Origin of the sequence: Microbispora sp. NBRC 16548 (assembly GCF_030268985.1) — a bacterium.
Classification (GTDB): Bacteria; Actinomycetota; Actinomycetes; order Streptosporangiales; family Streptosporangiaceae; genus Microbispora; species Microbispora catharanthi.
Window position 1 is genome coordinate 161,317 of sequence record NZ_BSSF01000009.1, and the last position, 24,644, is coordinate 185,960.

At 67.9% G+C, this 24,644-nt stretch carries 19 protein-coding genes; 12 read left to right on the top strand and 7 right to left on the bottom strand.

Annotated elements, in window-relative coordinates:
• Positions 1 to 611: 611 nt before the first annotated feature.
• Positions 612 to 3,410: an AfsR/SARP family transcriptional regulator gene (locus tag QSK36_RS25265; protein ID WP_285784097.1), complete on the top strand. Its 2,799-nt coding sequence runs from the start codon at positions 612 to 614 to the stop codon at positions 3,408 to 3,410.
• 230 nt (positions 3,411 to 3,640) lie between these two features.
• On the top strand, positions 3,641 to 4,057 hold the full coding sequence (locus tag QSK36_RS25270) for a hypothetical protein (RefSeq protein WP_183543626.1): 417 nt from the start codon (positions 3,641 to 3,643) through the stop codon (positions 4,055 to 4,057).
• Between the two features lie 130 nt (positions 4,058 to 4,187).
• On the opposite strand, the gene QSK36_RS25275 is transcribed toward QSK36_RS25270, so the two are convergent.
• On the bottom strand, positions 4,188 to 8,276 hold the full coding sequence (locus QSK36_RS25275; RefSeq protein ID WP_285784098.1) for a golvesin C-terminal-like domain-containing protein: 4,089 nt from the start codon (positions 8,274 to 8,276) through the stop codon (positions 4,188 to 4,190).
• 136 nt (positions 8,277 to 8,412) lie between these two features.
• Here QSK36_RS25275 and QSK36_RS25280 point away from each other — a divergent pair, with 136 nt between their 5' ends.
• Positions 8,413 to 8,727, top strand: a complete 315-nt coding sequence (locus QSK36_RS25280) for a helix-turn-helix domain-containing protein (protein WP_285784099.1) — start codon at positions 8,413 to 8,415, stop codon at positions 8,725 to 8,727.
• Positions 8,728 to 9,086: 359 nt separating this feature from the next.
• On the opposite strand, the gene QSK36_RS25285 is transcribed toward QSK36_RS25280, so the two are convergent.
• Positions 9,087 to 9,398: a tyrosine-type recombinase/integrase gene (locus QSK36_RS25285; RefSeq protein ID WP_285784100.1), complete on the bottom strand. Its 312-nt coding sequence runs from the start codon at positions 9,396 to 9,398 to the stop codon at positions 9,087 to 9,089.
• A 1,515-nt stretch (positions 9,399 to 10,913) separates the two neighbouring features.
• Here QSK36_RS25285 and QSK36_RS25290 point away from each other — a divergent pair.
• The 3 genes from QSK36_RS25290 to QSK36_RS25300 all read left to right on the top strand — a co-directional run bounded on the left by QSK36_RS25290 (position 10,914) and on the right by QSK36_RS25300 (position 13,174).
• Positions 10,914 to 11,750, top strand: coding sequence for an MBL fold metallo-hydrolase (locus QSK36_RS25290; RefSeq protein ID WP_285784101.1), 837 nt, complete (start codon positions 10,914 to 10,916; stop codon positions 11,748 to 11,750).
• 298 nt (positions 11,751 to 12,048) lie between these two features.
• Positions 12,049 to 12,465, top strand: coding sequence for a GntR family transcriptional regulator (locus QSK36_RS25295; protein ID WP_285784102.1), 417 nt, complete (start codon positions 12,049 to 12,051; stop codon positions 12,463 to 12,465).
• A 58-nt stretch (positions 12,466 to 12,523) separates the two neighbouring features.
• Entirely contained in the window at positions 12,524 to 13,174 is a 651-nt protein-coding gene (locus QSK36_RS25300) for a hypothetical protein (protein WP_285784103.1), read from the top strand.
• A gap of 32 nt (positions 13,175 to 13,206) precedes the next feature.
• Here QSK36_RS25300 and QSK36_RS25305 read toward each other — a convergent pair whose 3' ends face one another.
• Positions 13,207 to 13,668, bottom strand: a complete 462-nt coding sequence (locus QSK36_RS25305) for a site-specific integrase (protein ID WP_285784104.1) — start codon at positions 13,666 to 13,668, stop codon at positions 13,207 to 13,209.
• 851 nt (positions 13,669 to 14,519) lie between these two features.
• On the opposite strand from QSK36_RS25305, the gene QSK36_RS25310 reads away from it, so the two are divergent.
• Positions 14,520 to 14,780 carry a helix-turn-helix domain-containing protein gene (locus tag QSK36_RS25310; protein ID WP_183543887.1) on the top strand — a complete coding sequence of 87 codons (261 nt, stop codon included), beginning with the start codon at positions 14,520 to 14,522 and terminating at the stop codon, positions 14,778 to 14,780.
• 285 nt (positions 14,781 to 15,065) lie between these two features.
• Here QSK36_RS25310 and QSK36_RS25315 read toward each other — a convergent pair whose 3' ends face one another.
• From QSK36_RS25315 to QSK36_RS25320, 3 genes are all read right to left on the bottom strand, one after another.
• Positions 15,066 to 15,272, bottom strand: coding sequence for a cold-shock protein (locus tag QSK36_RS25315; protein ID WP_036324202.1), 207 nt, complete (start codon positions 15,270 to 15,272; stop codon positions 15,066 to 15,068).
• A gap of 208 nt (positions 15,273 to 15,480) precedes the next feature.
• Positions 15,481 to 15,921 (bottom strand): PAS domain-containing protein, encoded by a 441-nt coding sequence (locus tag QSK36_RS43545; RefSeq protein WP_352240890.1) that lies wholly within the window; start codon positions 15,919 to 15,921, stop codon positions 15,481 to 15,483.
• 441 nt (positions 15,922 to 16,362) lie between these two features.
• A complete protein-coding gene (locus QSK36_RS25320) occupies positions 16,363 to 17,076 on the bottom strand; it encodes a LysR family substrate-binding domain-containing protein (protein ID WP_285784105.1) in 714 nt (237 codons plus the stop codon).
• 54 nt (positions 17,077 to 17,130) lie between these two features.
• Here QSK36_RS25320 and QSK36_RS25325 point away from each other — a divergent pair, with 54 nt between their 5' ends.
• Both QSK36_RS25325 and QSK36_RS25330 read left to right on the top strand, forming a co-directional pair.
• On the top strand, positions 17,131 to 17,496 hold the full coding sequence (locus tag QSK36_RS25325; protein WP_183543605.1) for a DUF5997 family protein: 366 nt from the start codon (positions 17,131 to 17,133) through the stop codon (positions 17,494 to 17,496).
• 731 nt (positions 17,497 to 18,227) lie between these two features.
• Positions 18,228 to 21,113, top strand: coding sequence for a lectin (locus QSK36_RS25330; protein WP_285784106.1), 2,886 nt, complete (start codon positions 18,228 to 18,230; stop codon positions 21,111 to 21,113).
• A 733-nt stretch (positions 21,114 to 21,846) separates the two neighbouring features.
• Here the strand turns inward: QSK36_RS25330 and QSK36_RS25335 are convergent.
• Entirely contained in the window at positions 21,847 to 22,182 is a 336-nt protein-coding gene (locus QSK36_RS25335; RefSeq protein WP_285784107.1) for a hypothetical protein, read from the bottom strand.
• A 311-nt stretch (positions 22,183 to 22,493) separates the two neighbouring features.
• On the opposite strand from QSK36_RS25335, the gene QSK36_RS25340 reads away from it, so the two are divergent.
• From QSK36_RS25340 to QSK36_RS25350, 3 genes are all read left to right on the top strand, one after another.
• Positions 22,494 to 22,649 carry a hypothetical protein gene (locus QSK36_RS25340; RefSeq protein ID WP_285784108.1) on the top strand — a complete coding sequence of 52 codons (156 nt, stop codon included), beginning with the start codon at positions 22,494 to 22,496 and terminating at the stop codon, positions 22,647 to 22,649.
• 136 nt (positions 22,650 to 22,785) lie between these two features.
• Complete coding sequence (locus tag QSK36_RS25345; RefSeq protein ID WP_285784109.1) at positions 22,786 to 24,012, top strand: sensor histidine kinase; 1,227 nt, start codon at positions 22,786 to 22,788, stop codon at positions 24,010 to 24,012.
• Positions 24,003 to 24,644, top strand: coding sequence for a response regulator (locus QSK36_RS25350; protein WP_182900528.1), 642 nt, complete (start codon positions 24,003 to 24,005; stop codon positions 24,642 to 24,644). The genes QSK36_RS25345 and QSK36_RS25350 overlap by 10 nt, the downstream gene beginning before the upstream one ends.

Here is a 24,644-nt window from a genome sequence, read left to right on the forward strand (position 1 = left end):
TGGTTGCTCGGTGGTCGCTCGCGTGTACGGGTACGGCGCGGCACCCAGCGTGATTGGGCGGCAGACTCCCGGGGGCAACAGCGGACGAAATGGTAGAAGGCGGCACTAGGCGGCATTGATCAAGGGCGCTTTTAATCCGTCGGTTCAGGGTTCGAGTCCCTGGCACCCCACCACCTCATACCCCACCTGACCTGCGATTTCTCGATCGAGATGGGCCTTGCGGCGAAAAGTCGATCTCGTTTGGCCTGCTCGACCCATCCAGGACAGGGTGGGGTGTTCAGGAGTATGGCTGGCCTGGGATGTAGAGGGGTTGAGAAGATCGCTTCCCGAATCCCCGATGATGGTTTCCCGGAAAATGTGAGTGATCTGTGCGGTGACCAGGTCGGCGAGCGACCACCAGCGCGCTCCGCGTCCGCGCCCGGGATGGTGGTCCGCATCGGGCCGTACGGGCCGCGTGAAGGCGCCCGGGGACAAGAGGTTCGCACGGCGCCGGGCACCGCCTTGATCATATGTCGGCGGGCACGAATAGACTGTGGGCCGCCACCGTCGCGGAACGCCGATGACCCGCCGCCGCCCCACGGGAGCGGCCGTCAGCGGGCGGGGAGGTCAGCATGGATTTCCGGCTCCTCGGCCCCGTCGAGGTATGGGACGTCGACGGACAGGTGGCACTCGGGCGGCGGGCGGAGCGGTGCCTGCTCGGGCTGCTGCTGCTCGACACCGGGCGGGTCATCCCCGTCGGGCGGTTACTGGACCTCCTGTGGGAGGGCGAGCCGCCGGGCAACGCGCGCGGCGTACTGCAAAGCCACGTCGCGCGACTGCGCGGCACACTGGACCCGGACCGCACCGGCGGACGCGGGTTCCGGCTGCTCCGCCGAGGCGACGGCTACCTGGCCGAGACCGACCCCGGCGCGGTGGACGTCCACCGGTTCCGGGAGGGCGTCGGACGGGGGCAACGGACGTCCGACCCAGGGGAGCGGGCCCGGCTGCTCCGGGAGGCTCTGTCCTACTGGCGCGGTCCGCTGCTCGCCGACGTGGCGAACGAGCGGATGCGTGATCGGGTCGGCGTCGGGCTCGAGGAGCTGCGGCTGTCCGCGCTGGAATCCTGCCTGGAGGCCGAGCTGGACTGCGGCCGGCACCGGGAGTTGCTGCCCGAGCTCGCCGACCTGGTGCTGCGGCACCCCGACAGGGAGAGGCCGATCCGGGCCTACATGGTGGCGCTCTACCGCGACGGCCGTCCGCCCGAGGCGCTGGCGGTGTACCGCAGGGCGCGTGCCCACTTCAGCCGCGAGCTGGGCCTGGAACCCACCGCGGAGCTGCGCCGGCTCCACCAGATGATCCTCGCCGGAGACGCCTCGCTGCATGCCCGGACGCCGGACCCGGCCCCTACGGCCGTGGTGCGGCTCCGCCCTCCGGTGCCGGCGCAGCTCCCGCCGGACCTCCCCCACTTCGTCGGGCGGACGGCCGAGGTCGCCCGGCTCGACGCCGTCCTCGCCGGGGCCGCGTCGATGACCGTCTGCTGCCTGTCGGGGACCGCCGGGGTGGGCAAGACGACGCTGGCCGTCCACTGGGCCCACCGCGTGCGGGACCGGTTCCCGGACGGGCAACTCTATGTGAACCTGCGCGGCTTCGATCCGGACGCCGCGCCGGTGGATCCGTTCGACGCGCTGCGCCGCTTCCTGGGCGCGTTGAACACCCCGCCCGAGCGGATCCCCCAGGACTCGGACGCGCTGGTCGGGCTGTACCGCAGTCTTCTGGCCGGACGGCGCGTGCTCGTGGTGCTCGACAACGCGCGCGACGCCGAGCAGGTCCGTCCCCTGCTACCCGGCGGGGCGGGGTGCCTGGTCCTGGTGACCAGCCGCGATCCTCTCACCGGGCTGGTCGCGGCGGAGGGCGCGCAGCCGCTCACGATCGGCCTGCTGTCGCCCGGGGAGGCCCGGGAGCTGCTGGCCGCCCGCCTCGGCGCGCCGCGGCTCGCGGCCGAGGGCGAGGCGGCCGACGATCTGGTCGCGCTGTGCGAGCGCCTGCCCCTCGCCCTCGCCGTCCTGGCGGCACGCGCGGCCACCGAGCCGGACCTGCCGCTGGCGGACCTGGTGGCGCGGGTGCGCGGCGCGGGCGCCGCGCTCGACCCGTTCGGCGGCGAGGACCGGGCGACGGACGTGCGGGGGGTCTTCTCCTGGTCGTACCGCACGCTCGGCGCGCCGGCCGCGCGCCTGTTCCGCCTGCTGGCGCTGCACCCGGGGCCGGACGTCTCCACGCGGGCCGCCGCCGCCCTGGCCGGGCTTCCGCACGGGCGGGCGCGCGACCTGCTCACGGAACTGGCCCGCGCCCATCTGGTCACCGAGCACCTCCCCGGGCGGTTCGCCCTGCACGACCTGCTGCGCGCCTACGCCAGGGAGCTCGCTGACCGCGACAGCGCCGACGAGAGCCGTGCCGCGCCGCTGCGGCTGCTCGACCACTACCTGCACACCGCGCACGTGGCCACGATGGTCATCAATCCGCGCCCGGACCCACTCGGTCTCGCGCCCCCCGCCCCGGGGGCGGCCCCCCAGGAGCACCCGGACTACGACCACGCCATGACCTGGTTCGCCGAGGAACGTCCGGTGTTGCAGGCGATGGTCCCGTGGTCGGTGGCGAAGGGCTTCCCGGCGCACGCCTGGCGGCTCGCCTGGACCATGGTCGACTTTCTCGACCGGCGCGGCTTCTGGGACGAGTGGGCCAAGGCCGAGACCGTCGCGCTCGACGCGGCCCGCCGGACCGGGGACCTCGCCGGTCAGGCCCTGTGCCACCGCGACCTCGCCTCCGCGTACACGCAGATGCAGATGTTCGAGGCGGCGGAGGCGGACCTGCGCGCCGCGCTCGCGCTGTTCACCGAGCTCCAGGATGTGCGCGGCCAGGCGGGCTGCTACAACAACCTCGGCTGGCTCTACGGGGTCCAGGACCGTTACCAGGAGGCGCTGGAGAACGCCGAACAGGCGCTGCACCTGGTGAGGCTGATCGACGACACGGTGGAGGAGGCCCGGGCGCTCAACTCGGTCGGTCAGAGCCACGCCCTGCTCGACCATCCCGAGCACGCCATCCTCTACTGCCGGGAGGCGCTGACACTTTTCGAGCGTGCCGGCGACCTGCACGGGCAGGCCGCCGCTCTCGACGGGCTCGGGCTGGCGTACCAGAAGCTGCCCGACCCCGCCGAGGCGGCCTCGTGCTACGAACGCGCGGCGGGCCTGTTCAGGAGGGTCGGCGAACGCTACTTCGAGGCGGACACGCTGTCGAAGCTCGGCGACGTGCTGCGCGCGGCCGGCGACGACTGCGGCGCCCGTCTGATCTGGCATCAGGCCCTCGACATCCTCAGCGAGCTGGACCACCCTGACCTGGCGCTGGTCCACGAGCGGCTGGCCGGCACGGGCACGTGACGGCGCAGCCGGCGCGACCGCGATGTGATGCGGACTTCGCGCATCTGGAATCCTCCTCGTCGGCGATCCACACGATCGGCCATCGGGAGCATCCGGCTCTCGGCTTGACATGCCCTTGACGCGCCCGCCCGCGACGACCCCTCGTCCCGCCCCCACGCCGCCGCGAGTGGCAAGCCTGTGTCAAGCCGCCCTGGCGATGCTCTCCGGGACACGAAAGAAACGGAGACATCATGAAGACCACCCGAATGCTCGCCGCCGCGGCGACCACGGCCGCCCTGAGCCTCAGCGTCCTCACCGCCTCGCCCGCCGAGGCCGGCGTCACCCGCAGCTTCAGCGAGTCGGCCTCCGATGGCAGCGCCAGCTGGGGCACGATCACCTTCAGCAACTACTCGTGGAGCGTGGACGCGTACATCTACCGCGACTCGAACGCCACGATCACGCTGGAGGTTTGCGGCCATCAGACCCTGAACAACGGCAGCTGGGGCCTGCTGACCTGCAAGTCGGCCAGCAACGGCGGCTCTATCGGCTCGACCCGGCACGTCACCACCCTCAGCGGATCCGCGGACTGGGCCAAGGTCGGCATGGTGACCACCTATCTCTACGTCAACGGCGTGTACGCCGACGGGGACTGGAACTACGCGTTCTGACCTGGCCGGACGAACGGCGACCCGGGCCGCTCCCAGCGGCCCGGGTCGCCGGCAGCGCCTCCCAAGGGCCAGGGATGGTGAGGCGGGGCGCCTCCGGACGAGGTGCCCCGCCTCACTGTCTCTGATGTGTCTACCAGCCTGTGTAGTTCACCTCGGAGCTACGGAGGTGGTTGCCGAGCACGGTGGCGAACTCCGTCGCCCCTCTCTTGGTGGGGTGCATGGAGCTGCGGCTCGCGCAGCGCACTCCGTCGGTGATGCAGCCGTCGAAAAGGTCACCGAAGTCGCCCGGGCCGGTCTTGGTGAACATGACGGGGTTGATCCATCTGTCGCTGTCGCACATCCCGTGCCCGGTGAACGCCGGCATGGAGTCGGCGAAGGACACCTCGAGCCCGGCATCCCTCAGGATCCGGATGGTGTCCTTCGTCTCGTTGACCAGGTACTCGGCGACCCCGTGCAGGGTCGCCCGCTCGTAGGTGTCGAAGTGCGCGCAGTCCGGCGCGGTGCCGAACACGTCCGGATAGCCCATGAGCACGATCTTCGCGTCCTTCCCGCGGGCCGCGTCGCCGTTCTTCGTCTGGGTCTCGATCTGCTGGAGGACGTTCGCGACATTCGCCGGTTCTCCCGACAGCGTCCGGTAGTTGAGCACGGCGGGGATGTCGGCCTCGAAGTGACCGTCGTCGTCGTTGCAGTTGAGGACGTAGCACTCCAGGATGACGTCGGACCACCTCGCGTCGTTGGCGCCGATCGACAGGGCGACCAGCGTCGTGTTCTTGTTCAGGAAGCCGCTGTTGAGCTGGGCAGCCTCCCGGAACCTGCCGTCCGCGTGCCCGCGGTAGTCCGACCAGGATCCGATCGGCTCATCCATCCACCAGTACTGCTCTTTGGTCATGTCCAGCGTCCAGGCGCCGGAGCAGGCCACGAACGCGAAGTCCAGCTTCGGGTCGAAGGAGTCGGCGAGCTGGCCGATGGTCTGGGTCTCACCCGGCAGGACCGTCTGCCTGATCCAGGCGTCCTTGCTGCGCCGGCAGGCGTTCCACCTGGGGGTCTTGTACTCGAAGTCGGTCTCGGGGTAGTAGTTGCCGACTCCTTCGCCTGAGGTGATGGAGTCACCCATGGCGACGACGAAATGCTTGGGTCGCTTCGCGAGCACCTGGAAGGCGATCGCGTCCCAGGAGATGGCCGACGTGCCGTCGCCTTCCAGGTTCAGGTTGGTGAGCGACACCTTCGGGGTTCCAGCGAACTGGAAGACGCCCAGGTTGTACCACTGGTTCTGCTCCCGGCTCTGGTTGAGGTAGCGGGTCTCCGTGTCGCCGTTGCCCAGGTCGACGGTGTAGGGGGCCTGCTGGGTCTCCGCGCGCCGTTTGGGGATGTGGACGAGGACACGGGCCCATCCGTTGATGGCCTGGTCCGGCTGCCAGGTGCCGGTCACCTGCATCACGCCGCCGTTCCTGGACCTGGTCCGCGTGTACCCGAACCACTCATGGCCGCCGAACCCGTTGCCGAGCTGCTGGAAGTCGGCCCTGGCGGGCACCCTGCCGGCGGAGTCCTGGGCGAACTCGAAGGTCAGCGTGCCGTGGTTGGTCCACCCGGAGTTGTCGCAGCCGCCGCGGATCGCCGGGACGGTGACGTCGTCGACGATCAGGACCTTCGTCGTGTCCCCGGTGACCGGTGGGAGTCCCGGCGTCAGGCACGGCGTCCACTGGTCGGTGGGCTCGACGCGTTCCGTTCCGGCCCAGGTCGAGTCGTACCGCAGTGACGCCTCGTTGCCGCACGCCGACGGGCAGGTCTTCCACGTCTTGGGCAGGTGCCACCAGCACTTGGAGTCCGCCCGCTGGCACGTGCCTGGCCTGTTGTTCGAGGGCGGCTGGCATTCGTTGTTGTCGGGTCCCGCGGAAGCCGGCACGCAGAAGGCGTTGACGTCCACGAACGACGTGTTGAGGACGGTGGGCACGACCTTGGTGCGGTCGCTGACGGCGGTCCACCAGGCGTAGTTGTACCCGCCCTCCGTGACGAGCTTGTTCGTGGCGGGGTCCAGGTAGGTCTTGGTGATCGGCCACGCCGCCCAGCCCAGCACCTTCTCCTGGTAGGGCCAGTCCTGCGGGTGCGCGGCGTCGGCGTAGCTGTTTCCGTCCAGGAACGGGTGCCGGTCCTGCCGGTACGCGGGGTTGGCGGGGTTGTTCAGCCAGCCCACACCCCATGCGCCGTTGTTCGGCTGGTTGTTGTCGTCCCGTCCCCACGCGTCGGCCTTGGCGTGCCAGCCCGAGTTGTACGCCCAGACGGCGAGATACCAGTTCTCGATCTTCGACGGGTCACCGTCGTTGATCTTCGCCATCCCGTCGGTGTCGGTCCAGATCTGGTTCCACTTGCTCGCCAGGGTGGACATCCCCGCGGCGATGTTGGTGACGTAGTCGAGGGCCACCCGCTTCTGCTTGTTGGCGTCCCACCTGGGGTCACCCGTTCTCATGTTGTCGGTCTGCTGGGAGATGCCGTACCCGCAGTCGGCCTTGGAGAAGTCGACCGCCCAGTCGTTGGTGGGGTCGCTGTCGTAGATGTTCACGCCGTAGTAGTTGCCGACGAGCGGGTTGCCGGTCTCGCCCTCCTGCACACTCCGCTGGGCCTGCCAGAGGTTGGACTCCTGCGCGAGGATACCGAACATGATCGACACAGGGATGCGGCCGCCTCCCTGCAGGTCCGGGGCGGGGAACTCGGTCTGCGGGTTCCAGCCGGGCAGCCCCGAGCCCTTCCAGTTGTTCGGGCGCGTCACCTGCAGCCGGTTCTTGAAGACGAGCTGGTCCACCGCCCACTCCACCTGGCGCCAGTGCGGCTGGTACACCTGGATCGCCGGGTCGTTGCGCGGGACGGCGCAGGTGTAGCCCTGGTCGACGGTCCCGGTGACGGCCGCGGTCACGGCGGCGCCCGCCGTCTTGGAGGTCAGCGCCAGCCGGGGGTTGGCCACACGTCCCGAGGAGGCGTCGGGGGCGAGGTCCGCGCCGGGCTGCACCTCGAAGCCGACGTCCGCCTTCGTCGCGACGACCCGCGCGGTGATGTCGACGGGCTCCCCGTCCGGCATGTCAGGGCTGACGCCGCGCTTGTCGTCGCCCTGGGAGGCGGCGGGGTCCGGCCGCCCGGCGGGTGGGGCGCCGGGTCCGGCGCGCAGACCTCGCCGCGCCGCCGCCGTGATCGCCAGACCGCCCTCCGAGGACACGTCGGCCGTCGCCGGCGCGTCCAGCACCGACACGGCCTGGGGCAGGGCGCCGCGCCGCTCGGTCTTGCCCACGAGGAAGACGCGGCCGTTCGTGCCGGCGTGCACCGCCAGCTCGCCCAGGGGACCCGACGCCAGCTCCCGGGTCTCCCCGCGCAGGTACTGCCGGATCGTCACGGTCGCGCCGTCGCGCGCCGCGAAGGCCACGCCGCCGTCGGCGGTCGCGCGGAGGTCGAAGGGCACCGAGCCCGTGTCCGCGAGCTGCTTCAGCTCGCCGCCGGTCCGCACCTCCACGAGCCGCGGCCCGTGCGCCGCCACCAGCGTGTCTCCCACGGGGACGGCCGACGTGACCTGGCCGGAGGCCACGACGGCCCGGGTCACGCGCTTGGTGGCGGTGTCCACCATGAGCAGGCGCGTGGTGTCGCGCTGCTCGCTCACGCCCTGCGTGAGCGCGACCGTGTCACCGGCGCCGCAGCCCGGGTTGAAGTAGGCGAGAGTCACCTGGTCCTTGAGCTTGGTGACCGCGCCGGTCTCGGCGTCGATGATCGCGGCGAACGCGCCCCGGCTGAACAGCCAGGACCGGTTGGTGAAGTGGCGCGGCGCGTAGACGGCCACGATCTTCTTGCCTGATCCGGTCAGGCAGGCGTTGCCGATCCACTGGTCGGTGTCCATGCCGGGCTCGCTGAGCGTGGCGACGGTCCGCCACTGGTAGCCCGTTCCGGCCGTCGCCGTGAGCACGTGGAACCCGGTCGCGTCGCCGGCCGTGGTGACGGCGACATCAGTGGACTTCTGCCAGTTCGCGCCGAGCACGCGGTCACGCTGGGCCGGCTGGACGGACGATCGGTCGAGGTGTTCCGGCCGGTCCGCGGGCGGCTGGGCGGACCCCGGGGCGGCGGAGGCGGCTGGGGCGGTGGGCGCGGGGGCGGCCAGTGCGATGTTCGCGGGGGTGGTCAGTACGGACAGACAGGCGGCGATCGTGGCGCCGAGAAGCGGCAGCCGTCGCCGGTGGTGTCTCATAACGCTCCAGGGGTCGGTATGACGGGGAGGGGAGAGGAGAACCGAAGGCCGAAACCGTCACGCCGGGCGACGCCGGCCTATAAGGTCTCCGACAGCATCGCGAGACCGGCTTGACACGGGCTTGCCATTCGCGGCCGTGCGCGCACCTCACCAGGCCCGCGCGGCCGGGGCGTACGACCTCCGGGCCAGGGGCGTCAAGGTCCCGTCAAGCGAGCCCTTTCTCCCACCGCACCGTCGAGATGGAACCTGCCTGGTCGAGATCCGCCGCAGCCGTGGCCTGACTCAGCAGCAGGTGGCTGAGCGCATGGGGGTCACCAAGGGGCGCATCTCCCAGATCGAGCAGGGCAAGATCTCCGGCCAGGACATCCTGGCCCGCTACGCGGCCGCTCTCGGAGGCCGACTCCACCAGTCGATCCACTTCGATGACTGTGACATCGCCGCGATCGCTTGACCAACTCGATCAGAACGTCATGCTGGGCAAGGTAGCCGTTCCCAGCTCCATGAAGGGCGCGTAGGCAAGTCGGCGATGGTCAAGCGATGCGTGTTCGCTCGCTGGTTACTCGCGTGTACGCGATACGGCACTGCACGCGACGTCATACCCGGCAGAGCTCTGGGGACGATGACGGATGGAATGGTAGAAGGTGGCACGCGGTGGCAGCAGACGGCACCGATCAAGGGCACTTTTAATCCGTCGGTTCAGGGTTCGAGTCCCTGGCGCCCCACCCTCAATGAGCTGGGCAGACTCCCGAATCATGATCGATCGGAAGCCTGCCCGGTTGCATTTCCGGTTGCAGTTGTGCAGATGCCGGTTCACTCGTCCCACAGCGCCCCGCCCATCCGCGCCATGGCGTCGCCGGCCAGGTTCTCGGTGACGTGGGTGTAGCGCTTGGTCGTGGTGAGCTGGGAGTGGCCGAGGATCACCTGAACGACCCGCATGTCTATCCCCTGCTCCAGGAGCAGCGTCTCCGCCGTGTGCCGGGCCTCGTGGACCCTGGCGTCCTTCTCGACCTCGGCCAGCCGGAGCAGTTCCTTCCACTCCTCCCAATCCTGCCGCGAGTCGATCGGGCTGCCGTCCGGCTCGCACCAGCCCGGTCCTGCCACTTCTTCCCCGCCGCCGCCCATTCGGTTTCCTGGGCTTCACGGTGCAGCTTCAGGAGCGGGATCAACGGCGGAGGGAGCGGGACCACTCGCCTGCTCTTTCCCTTGGGCCTCACGAAGGTCCACCGATGAGGGGGCGTGCTTGGTGCAGCCGGGTTCGCAGAACTTCGGGCACTTGCCGCCGTGCCGATGTCGCGTGCCTCGTCCTAGTCTGTCGAGAGAGACATGCCGCACATCTAGGCTTCATCCGACGCAGGTATTTGCCTTGGGGAAACCTCACGTAGAAGAGGATCTCCGGTAACACCCAGGTCCTTCCTTGCGGTCTCCATCATGAGATAGCGATACTGTCGCTTCACGGCCGGGTCGATGACATCCGCAGGTCTCCTCAGACTGATATGCAAAGCGCGAGTGTAGTTGTGCGCATTCTGAGCCAGGCTAGGCGAACAAAAGAGTTCGACACTCTTTTTGGCAAGCCACAGCTGATGAAGGGCTTCTTCCGTATCACGAAACAGTCGACACGCCGCACTCTACTTGCCTGTCAAGGATCATTTCTACGCGCTGAGCTGCTTCAAGAAATGACAGGATGGCAGATTTTCGCTCAGCGTGTTCTGCTACCCGCTTTTCGTACGCCAGACGTTTGGAGTCCATGCGAGTACCTAGATATTGGCCAAGCAGCGTGCCACACGTCCCAAGCAGCACCCCCAGCAGAGGCAGCAGAGTTGCACTCATAGTTTTCCAATCCATGCGCTGATGATCGCAAGAACGAGCGCGGTCCGCACGCACGCGTGATGGATACAGCCCTGTAGGTATAGCGACGCGGCCCGGGCGGGTCTTACGAGATATCCCGTCATCGAGCGGGCCGGCGACGGTTCTCAGCGCCGCTCCTGCGCCGCGAAACGTTCCCACGTGAGACATCATCTCGGGCGGCGTCCGTTGGCGCCCTTGGACGTGGTCGACTGCCTGACAGCTACGAGGAGTTGGCGGCAGCGAGGTAGGCCACGTTCAGGCGCTCGCGAACACTCGGTGGTCGCGCTGGGGATTCGGAGCCGAGGTGCTCGCGGCGAAGCTCGTCCATGAACTCTTGCCAGAGCGCGGGGCTCGCCTTGCTCGAGCAGCTCGGCGCGAATGCGCAGCGCGGAGGACGTGGGCCGGTGGCGAGGTCCCCAGCTGCGGAGCAGCGCGAACACGGATACGAGTTGGATCGCGGGTTCGGTCAGGCTGTAGCGCGCCCGCCGGCCGGTCGCGTGTCCTCACGGGTGAGCAGTCCCGACTCGACGAGTCGCTTGAGTCGGTGGCGAGAATATTCGAGGCGATCCCCTCGATTGAGTCAGCCTGCAGCTCTCGGAAATATCGGCGGTCTCCGATGACGATGTCGCGGAGGACGATCAGGCTCCAGCGATCGCCGAACACCTCGAAGGCGGCGTTGATCGGGCACCCCGACCGCAGCTCACTCGCTTCGCCCGTACTGCTTGCAATCTGCCACCGCCTGGTACTACCGTCTCGACAAGCGGTTGCAAATTACAAGCGGAAGGGGCCACCGTGCTGAGGCAGGTCGCGGACGGTGTGCTGATCCACGAGAGCGAGTTCCTCCAGAGCAACGCCGTTGTCGTGCAAGGTCGCGCCGGCGTGTTGCTCATTGACCCCGGGGTGCAGGACCACGAAATGGCCTGCCTCGCGAACTACCTGTCCCATTCGGGCCAGACCGTTGTGGCAGGCTTCTCGACGCATCCTCATTGGGATCACCTACTCTGGCACGCCCGGCTCGGTGCGGCCCCTCGTTACGGCACGGCCCGCTGCGCGGCCACTGTCCGGGATCAGCTGTCCGACCCGGGGGCGAAGGCCCGCATCACCGCCCACCTGCTCCCGACGGGCATCGCCGAGCAGGTCCCGCTGGACCTGCTCGGCCAGATCACCGCCCTGCCCGCCGAGACGGCGCAGATTCCATGGGATGGCCCCCAAGTCCGGATCATCGAGCATCAAGCGCATGCACCGGGCCATGCGGCGCTGTTCATCGAAGAACGCGGGGTTCTCGTCGCCGGCGACATGCTCTCTGATGTCTTGATTCCGATGCTCGACTCGAACGACACCGCTGACCCGATCGAGGACTACCTCGCAGCGCTGCGACTGCTCGATGGCGTGGCGGGCGACGTCGACGTCCTCGTCCCCGGCCACGGGTCAGTCGGCGGAGCTGATCAGGTACACGCACGGATCGATCAGGATCGGGCGTACATGCACGCCTTGCGTGACGCCCATGTTCCCAGCGACCCGCGAATCGGCCCATCGGCTAAGCCCGGCTGGGAGTGGGTAAGCGATGTGCACAACGGGCAAGCCCAACGCCTCGCCGGAAGAAGCGAGCGCGACGGGACGCCCGGCTAGTTATGGACAAGTAGCTCCGCTACAAGGCAGAAGCAGGGGCAGGGTCTCCATCTGCTAGCGCACTCGCCCCAGCAGGACCGAATGCCACCAGAGACGAGCCTCGCCAGACCGCCAGCCACCCGCGTAGGAATGCTCGGCGGGTCCAACTGCACAACCTTGTGAATCTGATAGATGCCGCCACAGGAGATCAGCTCATAGAGCACGGCCTCGCAGTCGCAGGCGTAGTCCACGACTCGGTATGGCCCGCGAGGTTGCGAGGCCCTAAGCAGCTTCTCCGGCTCGGATACAGCAGACGGAGGTGTGGCGAAAGACCTCGACAATCCGGCTCCTCCAACAGGTCCGCCGGGTCCTGGCCGAGGCCCCGCAGTTTCGCGTCCACGTGGTGCCGCGCTCAGTGCGAGGTGTCCCAAGCGGCAGGGCACTGCCCTTCGCCGTTGGCGAGGCTCACATCGCCTCCGGCGAGTACAAGTCTGGCGAGCGCATCCCATCACTCGTCGCCCTGATCGAAGGGTTCGGCATCGCGAACGCCACCGGTCAGAAGGTCATACGGGCACTCAGGGCAGACGGCTTGATCCACACCGAGCCCGGCATGGGCAGCTTCGTCACAACCGCGGAAGAGCGCGACAAGCCCGAGTGGCCAGGCCCGGAGGCGCGTGAGCTGACGGCAACCGTTGACGGCGGCGAGAACGTCGACCAACCCGGACAAACAGCGTAGCTGCCACACGCATTTGGGGAGGATAGCCGAGCCAGTGTCGGGTTCCTTACCGCAGCTCGTGGAGGAGCTGAAGGGGTATTCCATTCCTGGCAGCCTCCGCGACAATCATCTCGTGATCGATCACTACCGCAATCTCTTCGACAAGCAGCAGTGGCTTGAGGACGGACTCTGCTGGACCGTAGTGCAACCCCTCAACGAAGAGATCACCGTGAGCGATCTCCTGTGGCGGCTGAACGGAGGCCGCGATCCCGAAGAACGCATCATGGAGTATCCCGTAGAGGAGGCCGGCGAAGATTTCCTGCCCGTGCTCTTCGTCTACGAGGGCGAAGGAGCCTGGGGCTTCCTTGAGTTCTCCTACGGCTTCGCCACGCCCGACTACATCCTCGACGAACTCAGCAAAGAGGCACGCGTTTGGATGACGACCTGGCACTTCAAAGGGGGGTACACGATCCTTTACGCGGCCGATGGCAGGATCAGGGCGCGGATGCGCAACTTCGTCTTCGCCAAGCACACCGTCCAGGAGGGCGATCCGAGCATCCTTGCCGAATTCCGCACCATGCTCGACCGTCTCGACCCAGAGGATTACCGCGGCAAGCGCAGCGCGGCATTCGCCTTCATCGAGGCATCCACAGGAATGGGCATCGAAGCCGAATGGCTGGATGTGGAAGATGCGCCTGTCATCATCCTCGACAACTGGAATGAGGTATGAACTGCAGCGCTCGACTCTAGCGCTGATGAGCGTCAAACCACGCCTCTGGCAGGAGCGCTCCGACTCCGGGGTGATCGTCGCGCCGAGTGCCAGGGCCGTAGATTCGGGGAGAAGTTGATCTCGTTTGGTCGCTCGTTGTTCGCTCGCGTGTAGGTGCCGGCGCGTCGCCCGGTCGCGGCGGCAGCGGGCGGCGCGGACCTCGGCGTCGGCGACCTTGTCGTCATGGGGCAGCGGCCGGCCGGCTGATCTGCACGAGACAGCGGGCCGGCGGTGTAGCCGACGCGGGCGAGGTAGAGCATGAGCAGCGTGGTGTGGCCGCGGTCGTTCAACAGCACGGCGCGCACGCTGCCGCCCTTGCCGTGGATGCGCATGTGCTGGTCGTCCAGGCGCAGGTCTAGGTCCTCCACGTACAACCTGCACACCTTGGAGGCGCGGGCGCCGCAGACGTAGGCGGTCTCGGACAGCACCCGGTCGCTCATCCGATCCAGCGGCACGTCCTTTCGGGGCCGCCGGGTGCAGATCGCATCAGCGCCTTGCCGATATCGGCCGCTGCGGCGGGGCGGGGCAGCGCCTTCCATGGACGGTGGGGATCCGGTCCATTGGGTTGGCCTGCAGTAGGTCGTGGCGGACCGCCCATCGGCAGAAGGAGGCGAGGACGGCAGGAACGAAGTCCGGCGTTGGCGGCGTTCCCGCTCGTCAACGGCGTCGCCAGCAGCCTGCCGCGCCCGACACCGAAAATCTGTACTCGCGACAGTAGACATTTGGGGCCGCTGGGGCTAGTGTTTCTCGCATCGTAAGGAACGGTTCGGCCGGGCGGCGGAAGTACCAGCACCACGATGAACTGCCCGGAGCAAGACGAAGTTGGAAGTTGATGGCAGAAGGTCGGACGTGACGGGCCAGCACAGTGTTCAGAGGCCTTGATCGTGGACGCGCTGCCGCAGGTGAAGCCGGACAGTGGTCCGGAAAAAAGAGATGAAGGGAGTGTTGACGCCATCAGGATCGCCCGTAGCCGGCTGAGTCTCGCCGCTCGGGTACCGCAGTTCCACAGATAGGAAGGTGGTCTACGGTCACGCATCCGCGATCCCCGCACCGCCGCTCAGTACGGCGGACGCGGAAAACAATGAGCCGGCCAGATGGCCGGTAGATGGTGTTGAACTCTTCGGGGCCCCGGCGCGACAGGTGCCGGGGCCCCCTGTGCGCGTGATGAAAGGAATGTATGGATCAACCTTGCTCGGCTGCCGAGGATGACACACTCGCTCACGGCAGGACTGCGGACACGGCCGGCTCCGGGGCTGGAGACAGGGCCGAAGACCGGTTCGACGATGAGGACTACCCCGCCTACAGCATGGGCGCGGCCGCGGAGATGCTCGGTGTCAGCCCCGCGTTCCTACGGGCTCTGGGCGCCGCGAAACTGATCGAGCCGAAACGCTCCAGCGGTGGCCATCGCCGCTACTCCCGCTACCAGCTGCGGCTGGCGGCGCGTGCCCGGGAACTCGTCGATCAGGGCACTCCTGTGGAAGCCGCCTGCCGAATCATCGTCTTGGAAGACCAGCTCGCCGAGGCGCTGCGCATCAACAACGCGCGCGACCACCCGGCCGGACACTAGCACCAGCGGTGAAATGCACCGGCAGCGTGAAGCTGACCGGGTCTTGGGTGCGCAGCCTGGCGACATGATTGCGTTTTTTGTCGCCGACTTCGCATCTCCTGGCATTCACGCCTCCTACCAGGCGTGATGACGTTTCACACGCTGTCGTTCACTGGTAGCGGGGAGCTATGCGGCTGTGGTCGGCATCCCCTGCCGCCGATTCTCGTGCAGCAGCGATGCAGCAGCCGGAAACGTATCAGGGCCCGCACCCGAGAAGGTGCGAGCCCTGATACGTGGCGCTATTTGTCAGGCGGGAACGATGTTTTCGGCCTGAGGGCCCTTCTGGCCCTGGGTGACATCGAAGGCCACCCTCTGGCCATCGCGCAGCTCGCGGTAGCCGCCCTGGGAGATGATGTTCGAGTAGTGCGCGAAGACGTCGGCGCCGCCGCCGTCCTGCTCAATGAAGCCGAAGCCCTTTTCCGCGTTGAACCACTTCACGGTGCCAGAAGCCATGTCGATCTCCTCTTGATAGGCGTAGCCGAAATCCGCACTGTCACGAATTTCGCGTTGCCGCGATAGGCCCACACCCGGAGAAGACCGGCAAACAAAAAAATGCACCTGAGGCTACATACCGTCAGGTGCACACAAGTTCATTATGGGTACCACAACTGCAACTGCGTTCAACCTAGCACACGTGAGGCGTGGTACGCATACCCCGCCGCTATCCGCCTGGATGAGTCGCATTCCGCGCGGCACCGCACCCCCGCCCTCGTATCTCAGGCAGCGCCCCCGCGGCCGTCACCGCGCGCCTGCCGCGTCCGCCTGCGCCCACAAGCCGTAGGCCGCCCCGTACACGATCAGGTGGCGCCGCATACCTCGCAGCCGCTCGGTGATATCGGAAGGCGACGATCAACCCGAGTACCTGCCCGCCCTCCAGTATCGGAGCGGCCGACAAGGAGACAGGCAGCAGCCTGCCGTCGCCCCGTAAGAAGGTCGACTCTTCGCCACGCGCCGGACGACCGTGCTCCAGCACCCCCGACAGCCGACAGGTTGAGTGAGGAGTCAGCCTGTCGTCAGCGCCCTGTAGCAGATCGTGGGCGTTGGCGCCCAGCACCTCCGCCACGGGACGGCCCAGCAATGCCCTGGCCTGCCGATTCACCATAGGGGGGTTCCCCCGAAGGCGGCACGCGGCGGCAGTACACGCCACTGATCAAGGGCGCTTTCAATCGGTCGGTTTAGGGGTCGAGTCCCTGACGCCCCACCACTCCACACCTATCTGACCTGGGGTTTCCGGCGTGACCGGCCGGTGAACCCGCAGCCCGGGTGGCAGGAGCCGCGCCGGCACGGCCAGGACCGCCCGGTCCGCTCGGTCCGGCTTCGGCCGAGCGACCTGACGCCCCACCACCGCCGCCTCTGCCGGAGCACCATGATCTCGGCATCCTTGGAAGCCTCGCTTCGGCCCAGCAGCACTAGCCGGCCGAACACCCGGAGCGCGATCAGATACAGGAGACGGAAAGACCCAAGAACCGATCTTGCCCGTACCACCGCATCAGGTCGGTCCACAGGTCAAGCACCCTACGACGATTTTCAACGAGTGCACGGTTCAGCGGGGACGGTGGCCCTTCCTGCTCCGGCCGGTTTGCGCGCCCCGGCGACCCGACCCGCCCGGAGCGGGACTCCGCGGCTGCTTTCGCGCCTTCTCCGGGGCAGGCGCGGGGGTACGGCCCCGCGAGCTGTTCACCGTACGCCCACGGACAATGCCGATGAAGTCCTCTACCAGTTCGGTCGTCGCATTCGTGGGCCAGGCCAGCGCGATCTGCGACTGCGGCGTCTCCACGACTGGCCGGTAGGTCAGATCCTTGCGGTGATACAGGCGCGCCAGCGACTGCGGGACCAGCAGCAGCCCGGCCCCCGCCGCCACCAGCTGGATCGCCTCCGCCGTCGTGTCCGGACGCGTGAAAGCCGGCAGCCCCGGCAGGGCCGTCCACTCAAGGGTGTCGTCCATCGGATGGAACACCTCGTCGTCGGCGAGATCGGCGACAGTCACCTCGTCGGCGGCGGCCACCATGTGATCCTTCGGCACCACGACCACGGTGGTCTCGACATAGAGGGGAATCACGCTGAGCCCTTCACGGTCCACGGGCAACCGCACGAACCCGGCGTCGGCGCCACCGTCGTGCAGGAACTTCACCGCCTCGGCAGCGGCGACGGAGGCCAGAGTGAGTGGCACGTCGGGCACACGCTCGGCCCAGACGTTGACCCATTTGGCGGGCGTCACCCCAGGCACGTAAGCCAGCCGGAACTCCCTGTCGGTCACCTCCTCAGGGTACCGATGTCAGGGAAAGCGGCTTCGCGCCGTACCCTTGGCACCATGGCCAAGCTCAAGACCACTCAGACGATGAAGCCCGCGACCGCGGCCAAGAAGCTGGGTGTGCTCCTCTCGGCCACTCCCGCCGAGTTCCAGGAGGGAGTCGTCTCCAGGGATGAGCTGAACGCGCTGCAGGCCGATCCGCCGGCGTGGCTGGCCGATCTGCGGCGCAACGGGCCGCACCCCAGGCAGGTCGTCGCCGTGAAGCTGGGCATCTCCAACTCGGGCCTGGCCAGGGGCGGCATCACCGGGCCGCTCACCACCGCCGAGATCGACGCCATCAAGGCGGAGAACCCCGAGTGGCTGCAGCGCGAGCGGTCGGTTCAGGCCGAGGTGCGCAAGGAAGCGCAGCGCCTCAAGCAGCGCTAGTCAGCCGATGGGAGTGGCGGTCTGGTCCGGTTCGGTCCGCCGCCATCTGCGACTTCGGCGACCATACCGTCGAGGACGCCGCCCTCGTTCACCTCAAACTCGCTCTGAGCGAGACCTCCCAGCGCTCTTTCGAGCTTGTCGAGTGCGCACGATCGTGCTGTGGCCGATCCCCTGATGGTCCTGGTGTCCACTCCCTGCGCGAGCAGGATCGTGGCGCAGGTGCGCCTGAGGTCATGCAGCCGTACCCGCCGGATGCCTGCCGCGTCGCAGACGGCCCGGAAGTGCCGGTAAAGGGCCGCCGGACCTGATCACGCCGGCGTCACGGTGGCTTGCGGCGTCCGGAGGCCACCAACCGTGCGTCCTGCCTTCAGATCGACAGTCGGCTGAAACTTTCCGCCTGTTCACCCAATGTTTTCTGCCTGCCGACGCCTTATCGGCACCGTGCATTCAACCGCGACCTGGGGATTTAGCTGTAGATTTCGGTATTTGCGCAGTGACGATGACATAGCCTCCACAGGTGCATAGGTCGGGTCTATTGACGGAGATGACTGAGCTGGTTAGCTTCCCAATCAGGAAACGATCCGCCTCGATATCGGCAACGTTCCGGAAGCCTGGCTGGGCCGCCTTCAACGGGGCCACCCCTGGGATTTGAATGTTAGCGCTCACAAAATTCGAGGCGACGACGCCGCTCGGCCGCCCCCGCGGTCAAGCTCGCACCCCCAGGAGGATCGTTGCATTCCCCCCCGCACTTACGCAGGAAGGCATGGCTCGCCGCGGTGGCCGCCGCGCTGGTGACGGTGCCGGCGGCGGCGCTGGCATGGGCGGCACCAGCGGCAGCGGCGGCGTCGTCGTTGGTCAGCGCCGCCTCGGGCCTGTGTCTGGATGTGGCGGGAAACACCGACGCACCAGGCACCGCCCTGCAGATCTGGGACTGCAACGGGCAGGCCAACCAGGCGTTCGAGTTCACCTCGGCCGGTGAGCTGCGGACGTTGAACGGCACGCGGTGCTTGGACGCCTACGGCGGAGGGACCTCGCCGGGCACGAAGGTCATCATCTGGTCGTGCAACGGGCACAACAACCAGAAGTGGCGGCAGAACGCCGACGGGTCGGTAACCGGCGTGCAGTCGGGTCTGTGCCTGGACGTGAACGGCAACGGCACGGCCAACGGGACCGCGGTCATCCTGTGGACCTGCAGCGGCCAGGCCAACCAGAAGTGGAGCACCGCCGGAGGCAGCGCCAGCCCGACGCCCACACCGACGCCGAGCCCGTCGCCATCGTCGGTGTCACCCAGCCCGTCGCCGTCGGACAGCCCGCCGACCGGCTCGAGCTCACGGCAGAAGGTCAACTTCGACCGGGGGTGGAAGTTCATCCGTTCGGATGTGACGGGGGCCCAGAACGCCGACTTCGACGACTCGAAGTGGGTTCCCGTGGCGTTGCCCCATGACTTCGACGCCCCCTACAACGTGGGCGGCTCCACCGGCGGGCAGACCTTCTATGTGGGTCTGGGCTGGTATCGCAAGCACTTCACCGTTCCCTCGTCCTGGAACGGCAAGCGCGTCGAACTCGAGTCCGAGGGCGCCTTCGCCATCACCGATGTGTGGGTCAACGGAACCAAGATAGGCACGCATCGGGGCGGCTTCACGGGATTCGCCTTCGACATCACCAGCGCGCTCCGGACCGGCGACAACGTGATATCCGTACGCGTGGACAACCGCTGGCAGCCGGACCTCGCCCCTCGGACGGGCGACCATCAGTTCAGCGGCGGCCTCTACCGCGACGTCTTCCTGAACGTCACCGACAACGTCCACGTCACCTGGTACGGCACTTTCGTCACCACGCCCGCGCTCACCAACCCGACCTGGGACACGAGCAACGCCGCGTACTACAGGAACATCGACCTGTCGCAGTACCCGAGCGAGACCGACCTGCGCGCGAACATCGCCGCCCGCCGCTCCAACGTCAGAGCGCAGACGGAGGTCCGCAACGACGGTTCCGCCGCGGTCGACGTCTACGCACGCCAGGAGGTACGCAAGCAGGGATCGACCAGCGTGCTGGCGGCGTTCGACTCGCCCGTACGGACGCTCGGCGCCGCGGCCACGACGACGCTCGACGCGCTGAGCGGATCCCTCTCGAACACCTCCGCCATGCTGCAGGGCCTCGATCTCTGGGCGCCGAACAACCCCGCGCTCTACACCGTGACCACCTCTCTTGTGGTCGACCGCACCCCCGACGGGGCCGTCGACGACGGCGTCATCGTCGACAGCTACGACACCACGTTCGGCTTCCGCAGCGCACAGTGGAAGGTGGACGGCTTCTATCTCAACGGCGTCAAGACGCTACTCGTCGGGGCGGACGCGCACCAGGACCACGGCGGCTGGAGCAACGCCGTCACCAACTCGGGTTTCGACCGCGACGTCCGCTACATCCGTGAAGCCGGCATGAACTTCATCCGGGGATCGCACTATCCCCACGACCCGTCCTTCGCGGACTCCACGGACAGGCTCGGCGTCATGCTCTGGTCGGAGGCCACCTTCTGGGCGACCGCGACCGCCGGCAAGGAGCCCCCGCCGACCGGCACCGTCAACGACTACCAGGCGGACGGCTATCCGCAGAAGACGGCCAACCAGGCGGCCTTCGAACAGAGCGCCATGGACGGCCTCCGCGACATGATCCGGATCAACCGCAACCACCCCTCGATCATCACCTGGTCGATGGGCAACGAGGTGTTCTTCACGTCCTCGACCACCCTGAGCAACGCCAAGGCGCTGGTGAGCAAGATGCGCGACTACTCGCACCAGCTCGATCCGACGCGCAAGGCAGCGATGGGTGGCGTGCAGCGCAGCTCGCTCGACCAGCTCTCGGTCTGTGACGTGGCCGGTTACAACGGCGACGGCGGGAAAATCGTCAACACCTGGATGCCGAACGTCGTCTCGGAGTACGGGTCGTACACCTCCGACCGGCCCGGCACCTACAACCCGACGTACGGCGACGTGAAGGATCCCTCCGACAGCACCAAGTTCACGCTCACGACCGGAAGTGCCGGACTGGCCATCTGGGCGGGCTTCGACCACGGCACGATCTTCGGGGCCACCTACGCCCGGATGGGCATGATCGACTACTACCGGCTGCCGAAGGACCAGTGGTACTGGTACCGGGCCAACAAGTCGAGGTGGACGGGCATCACCAACGTCGCCGACCCCACGCCCGTGGCCCGCGAACAGGCCACGAGCGGGACAGCGACCCGGATGACGCTGGAGGCCGGGAAGTACTCGCCGACAACGATCACTGACGACGGCACCACGGACACCCAGCTCGTGGTGACGATGCGGAACTCGTCGGGTGCCTGGGTCAACGACACCCGCGCCGTCACGCTGACCGTCACCAGCGGCCCGGGAATCCTGCCCGGCGGCAAGTCGTACACCTTCACCCCGGGTGTCCAGGGCTTCAACGGGAAGATGGCAATCGAGTTCCGTTCCTACTACGCCGGCACGACCACCATCACGGCGAAGTCGGCGGGTCTGCCCGACGCCACCATCACGATCACGACCACCGACACGGTCGGAGCAGCGGGTGAGACCGAACCCGCCAACTTCGGCAACTCAGCCCTCTGGGGCTGACCTGCCGCTTACCCGGTCGATTCCTGGCGGAAAGCCGCCAGGAGTCGACCGGGTCCCGCGCTGTCGACGGCCACGGTCGGCGGCGACGTCTTGGAACGGCCCCAGGCCCCAGGCCCCAGGCTCTTGCGAGGCGGCTCAAATCCTGTCGCCCATGCCGAGTGGTCGGCCTACTCTGGCCGTATGGCCCATGGAAAGACCTCCTTCGTCTGCTTGCCGTGCCGAGCCTCGTACAAGCAGCCGTTTCCAGGTCTGGGCCTCGACGAGCGGCTCTGCCCTCGATGCGCCCAGCCGCTTGTCCATGTCGGCTCCGCCTTCGCGGCGCCGCGCCGTAGGGACAGGGCAGGCTGGCGGACGCTCTCGGTGCTGCTGCACGCGGGTGTCCGCTTTCACAAGAGTTGTTGTGGGGGCCCTGGTTACCGCCCACGCTCGCTCAGCGAGGTGCGCGCACGGATGACGTACGCCCGGAGAACCGGAGAAGCCTTCTCCACAGCTCTGGTGCGCCGCGAACTGCCCTAGCCGAGACCTCGTAGCGCCTTTTCGAGCTTGTCGAGTGCGGTCGCCTGGTGCTCCGGCAGCACGTGAGCGCAGGTGCTCATCGTCAGCACGATCGTGCTGTGCCGAGGATTTCCTTGATCGTCCGGGAGACGGATCCCACGACGAGAACGCTGCGTCTTCAGCGGCACCCGGCAGCAGATGATGCTGCCTTCAGGGCCTTCACGGAAGTCGGAGCGGTTCAGACGTGCGGAGGTGGGGTGTGCCTCACCTTGTTCTGGGATGTCTCGGCCATGTCACCGGGCCAGTCGTGATCTATCGGTGAGCGCATGACGAACCGAACGAACCAGCCGGTCAGACCGGCGCCGGTCCGCTCCGCCCATCTAGTGAAGACCTTGCCGGTCGCCCTGTCGGCCCTGTCCGCGTTCCTGGGCGTGGCCGTACCGCCGGCAGCGGCCCAGGCCGCGCCGCCCCTCACCTGGAGGGCGTGCCCTGCGGGCCAGGGGCCTGCGGAGACGGAATGCACCACGATCGAGGTGCCGGTGGACTGGTCCGCGCCGGGTAGAACCACGATCAAGCTGGAGCTCGCCCGGCTGCCCGCCGCCGATCCGTCGCTCCGTCTCGGCAGCGTTCTCGTCGTGTCCGATGGCGGTCCGGGGATCCAGGGTGTCCTCTCCTCGGCTCCGGAGTCCTTCACCAAGCCGCGCAAGCACTTCGATGTCGTTGGCTACAACCCGCGCACCAGCACGGCGGGGCGCTATCTGCCGCCCTCCTGCGCAGTTCCCGGGCTGCCACTCGACGACCCACGTGACCGCGCCGCATACGAGGCCCAGGGCGCGTCCGTGCCATGGTTCTCGACAGCACGACTTTCCGGTCACCGAGCTCCTGGTGAGCAGGATCCCGGGCTCGGTCACCGTCCGCTATGGCGGCCCCGTCCACGTCGTCTACCTGCGGGCGAAGGACCCATGCGTGACGGGGTCCGCCGACCGGTATCTGACGAATCTGACGTTGGCCCCCACAGGCACCCTCTGCTCGCCCCGGTAGTGATGACACGGCAGAGAAGATGCTCATACGCTGCTCCCGTTCAGGTCGCGGCTCGAGGAAAGGTGGGGCTTACCTCACCTTTTTCTGGGATATGCGGGTCATGTCGTCGAGCCCTGCCGCTCTCTACGGTTGGCGCATGACCACTCCCTGGGACCGAATTCACGGCCACTGGTCGTCGCGGACCTGGCTCCGTACCATCCATGTGACGACGGGCGTCCCGATCGCGCTCATCTCGATGGCGGCGATCTTGGGGCTGGGCGCACTGTCGATAGCACTGGCGTGGACGGTCTTCGTCCCCTTGGTCGCGCTGCTGATCCTCACCCGGATGGTGCCGCTGCTCACCTGGCTGCAGCGCTCCCGGTTCGCCGCCTTCCTCGACCTGGACATCCCCCCTGTACCGCCTCTCCCCCGGGACGGGAGCCCGCTCAGACGGCTTCTCCTGCAGGCGCGGTCGGGCAGCGTGTGGCGTCAGATCGCCTATCACCTGGTGATCGGGCCCCTGATCGGCGCGGTGGGCTTCCTGAGCGGGGTCGTGGCGTGGTCGGCGTGCCTGGTCGCGGCCATCATCACCGTGCAACTCCTGATCGCCGGAGGCGGCTGGGCCACCGCACCGCCCGCAGCGGCCGCGCTCGCGCTGTTCGTGGTGGTGCCCTGGCTGCTTCGAGGGATCACCGCTCTCGACACGGTCGCGGCGCGGGCACTGCTCGGTGCCAGCCTCAACGACGACCTGGCCCGGCGAGTGGAGATCCTGCGGGAAAGCCGGGCCGAGGTCGTCGAGGCCGCCGACGCGGAACGCCGCCGGATCGAACGCGACCTGCACGACGGCACGCAGCAGCGGCTCGTGTCCCTCGCCCTGAACCTCGGCATGGCCCGCACCGCCTTCACCGATCTGCCCGAGCCCGCTCGTCAGGTGATCGTGCGCTCTCATGAGGAAGCCAAGCAAGCGTTGAAGGAACTGCGCGACGTCGTTCGGGGGCTGCACCCGGCCGTGCTCAACGACCAGGGCCTGGACGCGGCGCTGTCCGGCCTCGCCGCGCGCGCCCCCTTCCCCGTGCGACTCAGCGTCGACGTGCCGGAACGCGCCTCTGCCGTGATCGAGGCGGTGGCGTTCTTCGTCGTCTCCGAAGCGCTGACCAACGTCGCAAAGCACGCACGAGCCTCCGAGGCCGACGTCACCGTGCGCCGCGACGGTGACGTGCTCCGCCTCCTTGTACGCGACAACGGCCAAGGGGGCGCCGAGCCCGCCAAGGGGTCGGGCCTGCGCGGCCTCGCGCAGCGTGCTGGATCGGTGGACGGGACCCTGCGCATCGACAGCCCGAGCGGTGGCCCGACGACGATAGAGGTGGAGCTACCGTGCGCGTAGTGCTCGCCGAGGACTCCGTCCTCCTCAGGGAGGGCCTCGTCTGGGTCCTCGGATCCGCCGGCGTCGAGGTCGTGGCCGCGGTGTCCGACGCCGAGGGGCTGCTACGGGCGGTGGACGACCACGAGCCCGATCTCGTCGTCACGGACGTGCGAATGCCGCCGACGCACACCGACGAGGGTCTGCGCGCGGCGCTGCTGCTGCGGCACCGGCGGCCGAAGCTGCCCATCCTCGTGCTCTCGCAGTACGTCGAGGAACGCTACGCGACCCGATTGCTGTCCACGGCGACGACCGGCATCGGATATCTGCTCAAGGACCGGGTGGCCGACGTCGCCGAGTTCCTGGACTCGCTGCGGCGGGTTGCCGCGGGCGGCACCGCCTTGGACCCCGAGGTGGTCGCCCAGCTTCTGGTGCGCCGACATAGCGATCCACTGGACCTGCTGACCCGCAGGGAGAAGGAGGTGCTCGCGCTGATCGCGGAGGGACGGTCCAATGCCGGGATCGCCGAGGCCCTCGTGGTCTCCGAAAGTGCGGTCGGCAAGCACATCAACAACATCTTCGCCAAGCTCGGGCTGTCCGGCGCCGAGAAGGATCACCGGCGGGTGCTGGCCGTACTGCGATTCCTGAGGATTTGA

Coding starts and splice junctions, on each gene's coding strand:
- QSK36_RS25265 (WP_285784097.1), top strand. CDS start 612: ATGGATTTCCGGCTCCTCGGCCCCGTCGAGGTATGGGACGTCGACGGA.
- QSK36_RS25270 (WP_183543626.1), top strand. CDS start 3,641: ATGAAGACCACCCGAATGCTCGCCGCCGCGGCGACCACGGCCGCCCTG.
- QSK36_RS25275 (WP_285784098.1), bottom strand. CDS start 8,276: ATGAGACACCACCGGCGACGGCTGCCGCTTCTCGGCGCCACGATCGCC.
- QSK36_RS25285 (WP_285784100.1), bottom strand. CDS start 9,398: ATGGGCGGCGGCGGGGAAGAAGTGGCAGGACCGGGCTGGTGCGAGCCG.
- QSK36_RS25310 (WP_183543887.1), top strand. CDS start 14,520: ATGGGCGCGGCCGCGGAGATGCTCGGTGTCAGCCCCGCGTTCCTACGG.
- QSK36_RS25315 (WP_036324202.1), bottom strand. CDS start 15,272: ATGGCTTCTGGCACCGTGAAGTGGTTCAACGCGGAAAAGGGCTTCGGC.
- QSK36_RS43545 (WP_352240890.1), bottom strand. CDS start 15,921: ATGGTGAATCGGCAGGCCAGGGCATTGCTGGGCCGTCCCGTGGCGGAG.
- QSK36_RS25325 (WP_183543605.1), top strand. CDS start 17,131: ATGGCCAAGCTCAAGACCACTCAGACGATGAAGCCCGCGACCGCGGCC.
- QSK36_RS25345 (WP_285784109.1), top strand. CDS start 22,786: ATGACCACTCCCTGGGACCGAATTCACGGCCACTGGTCGTCGCGGACC.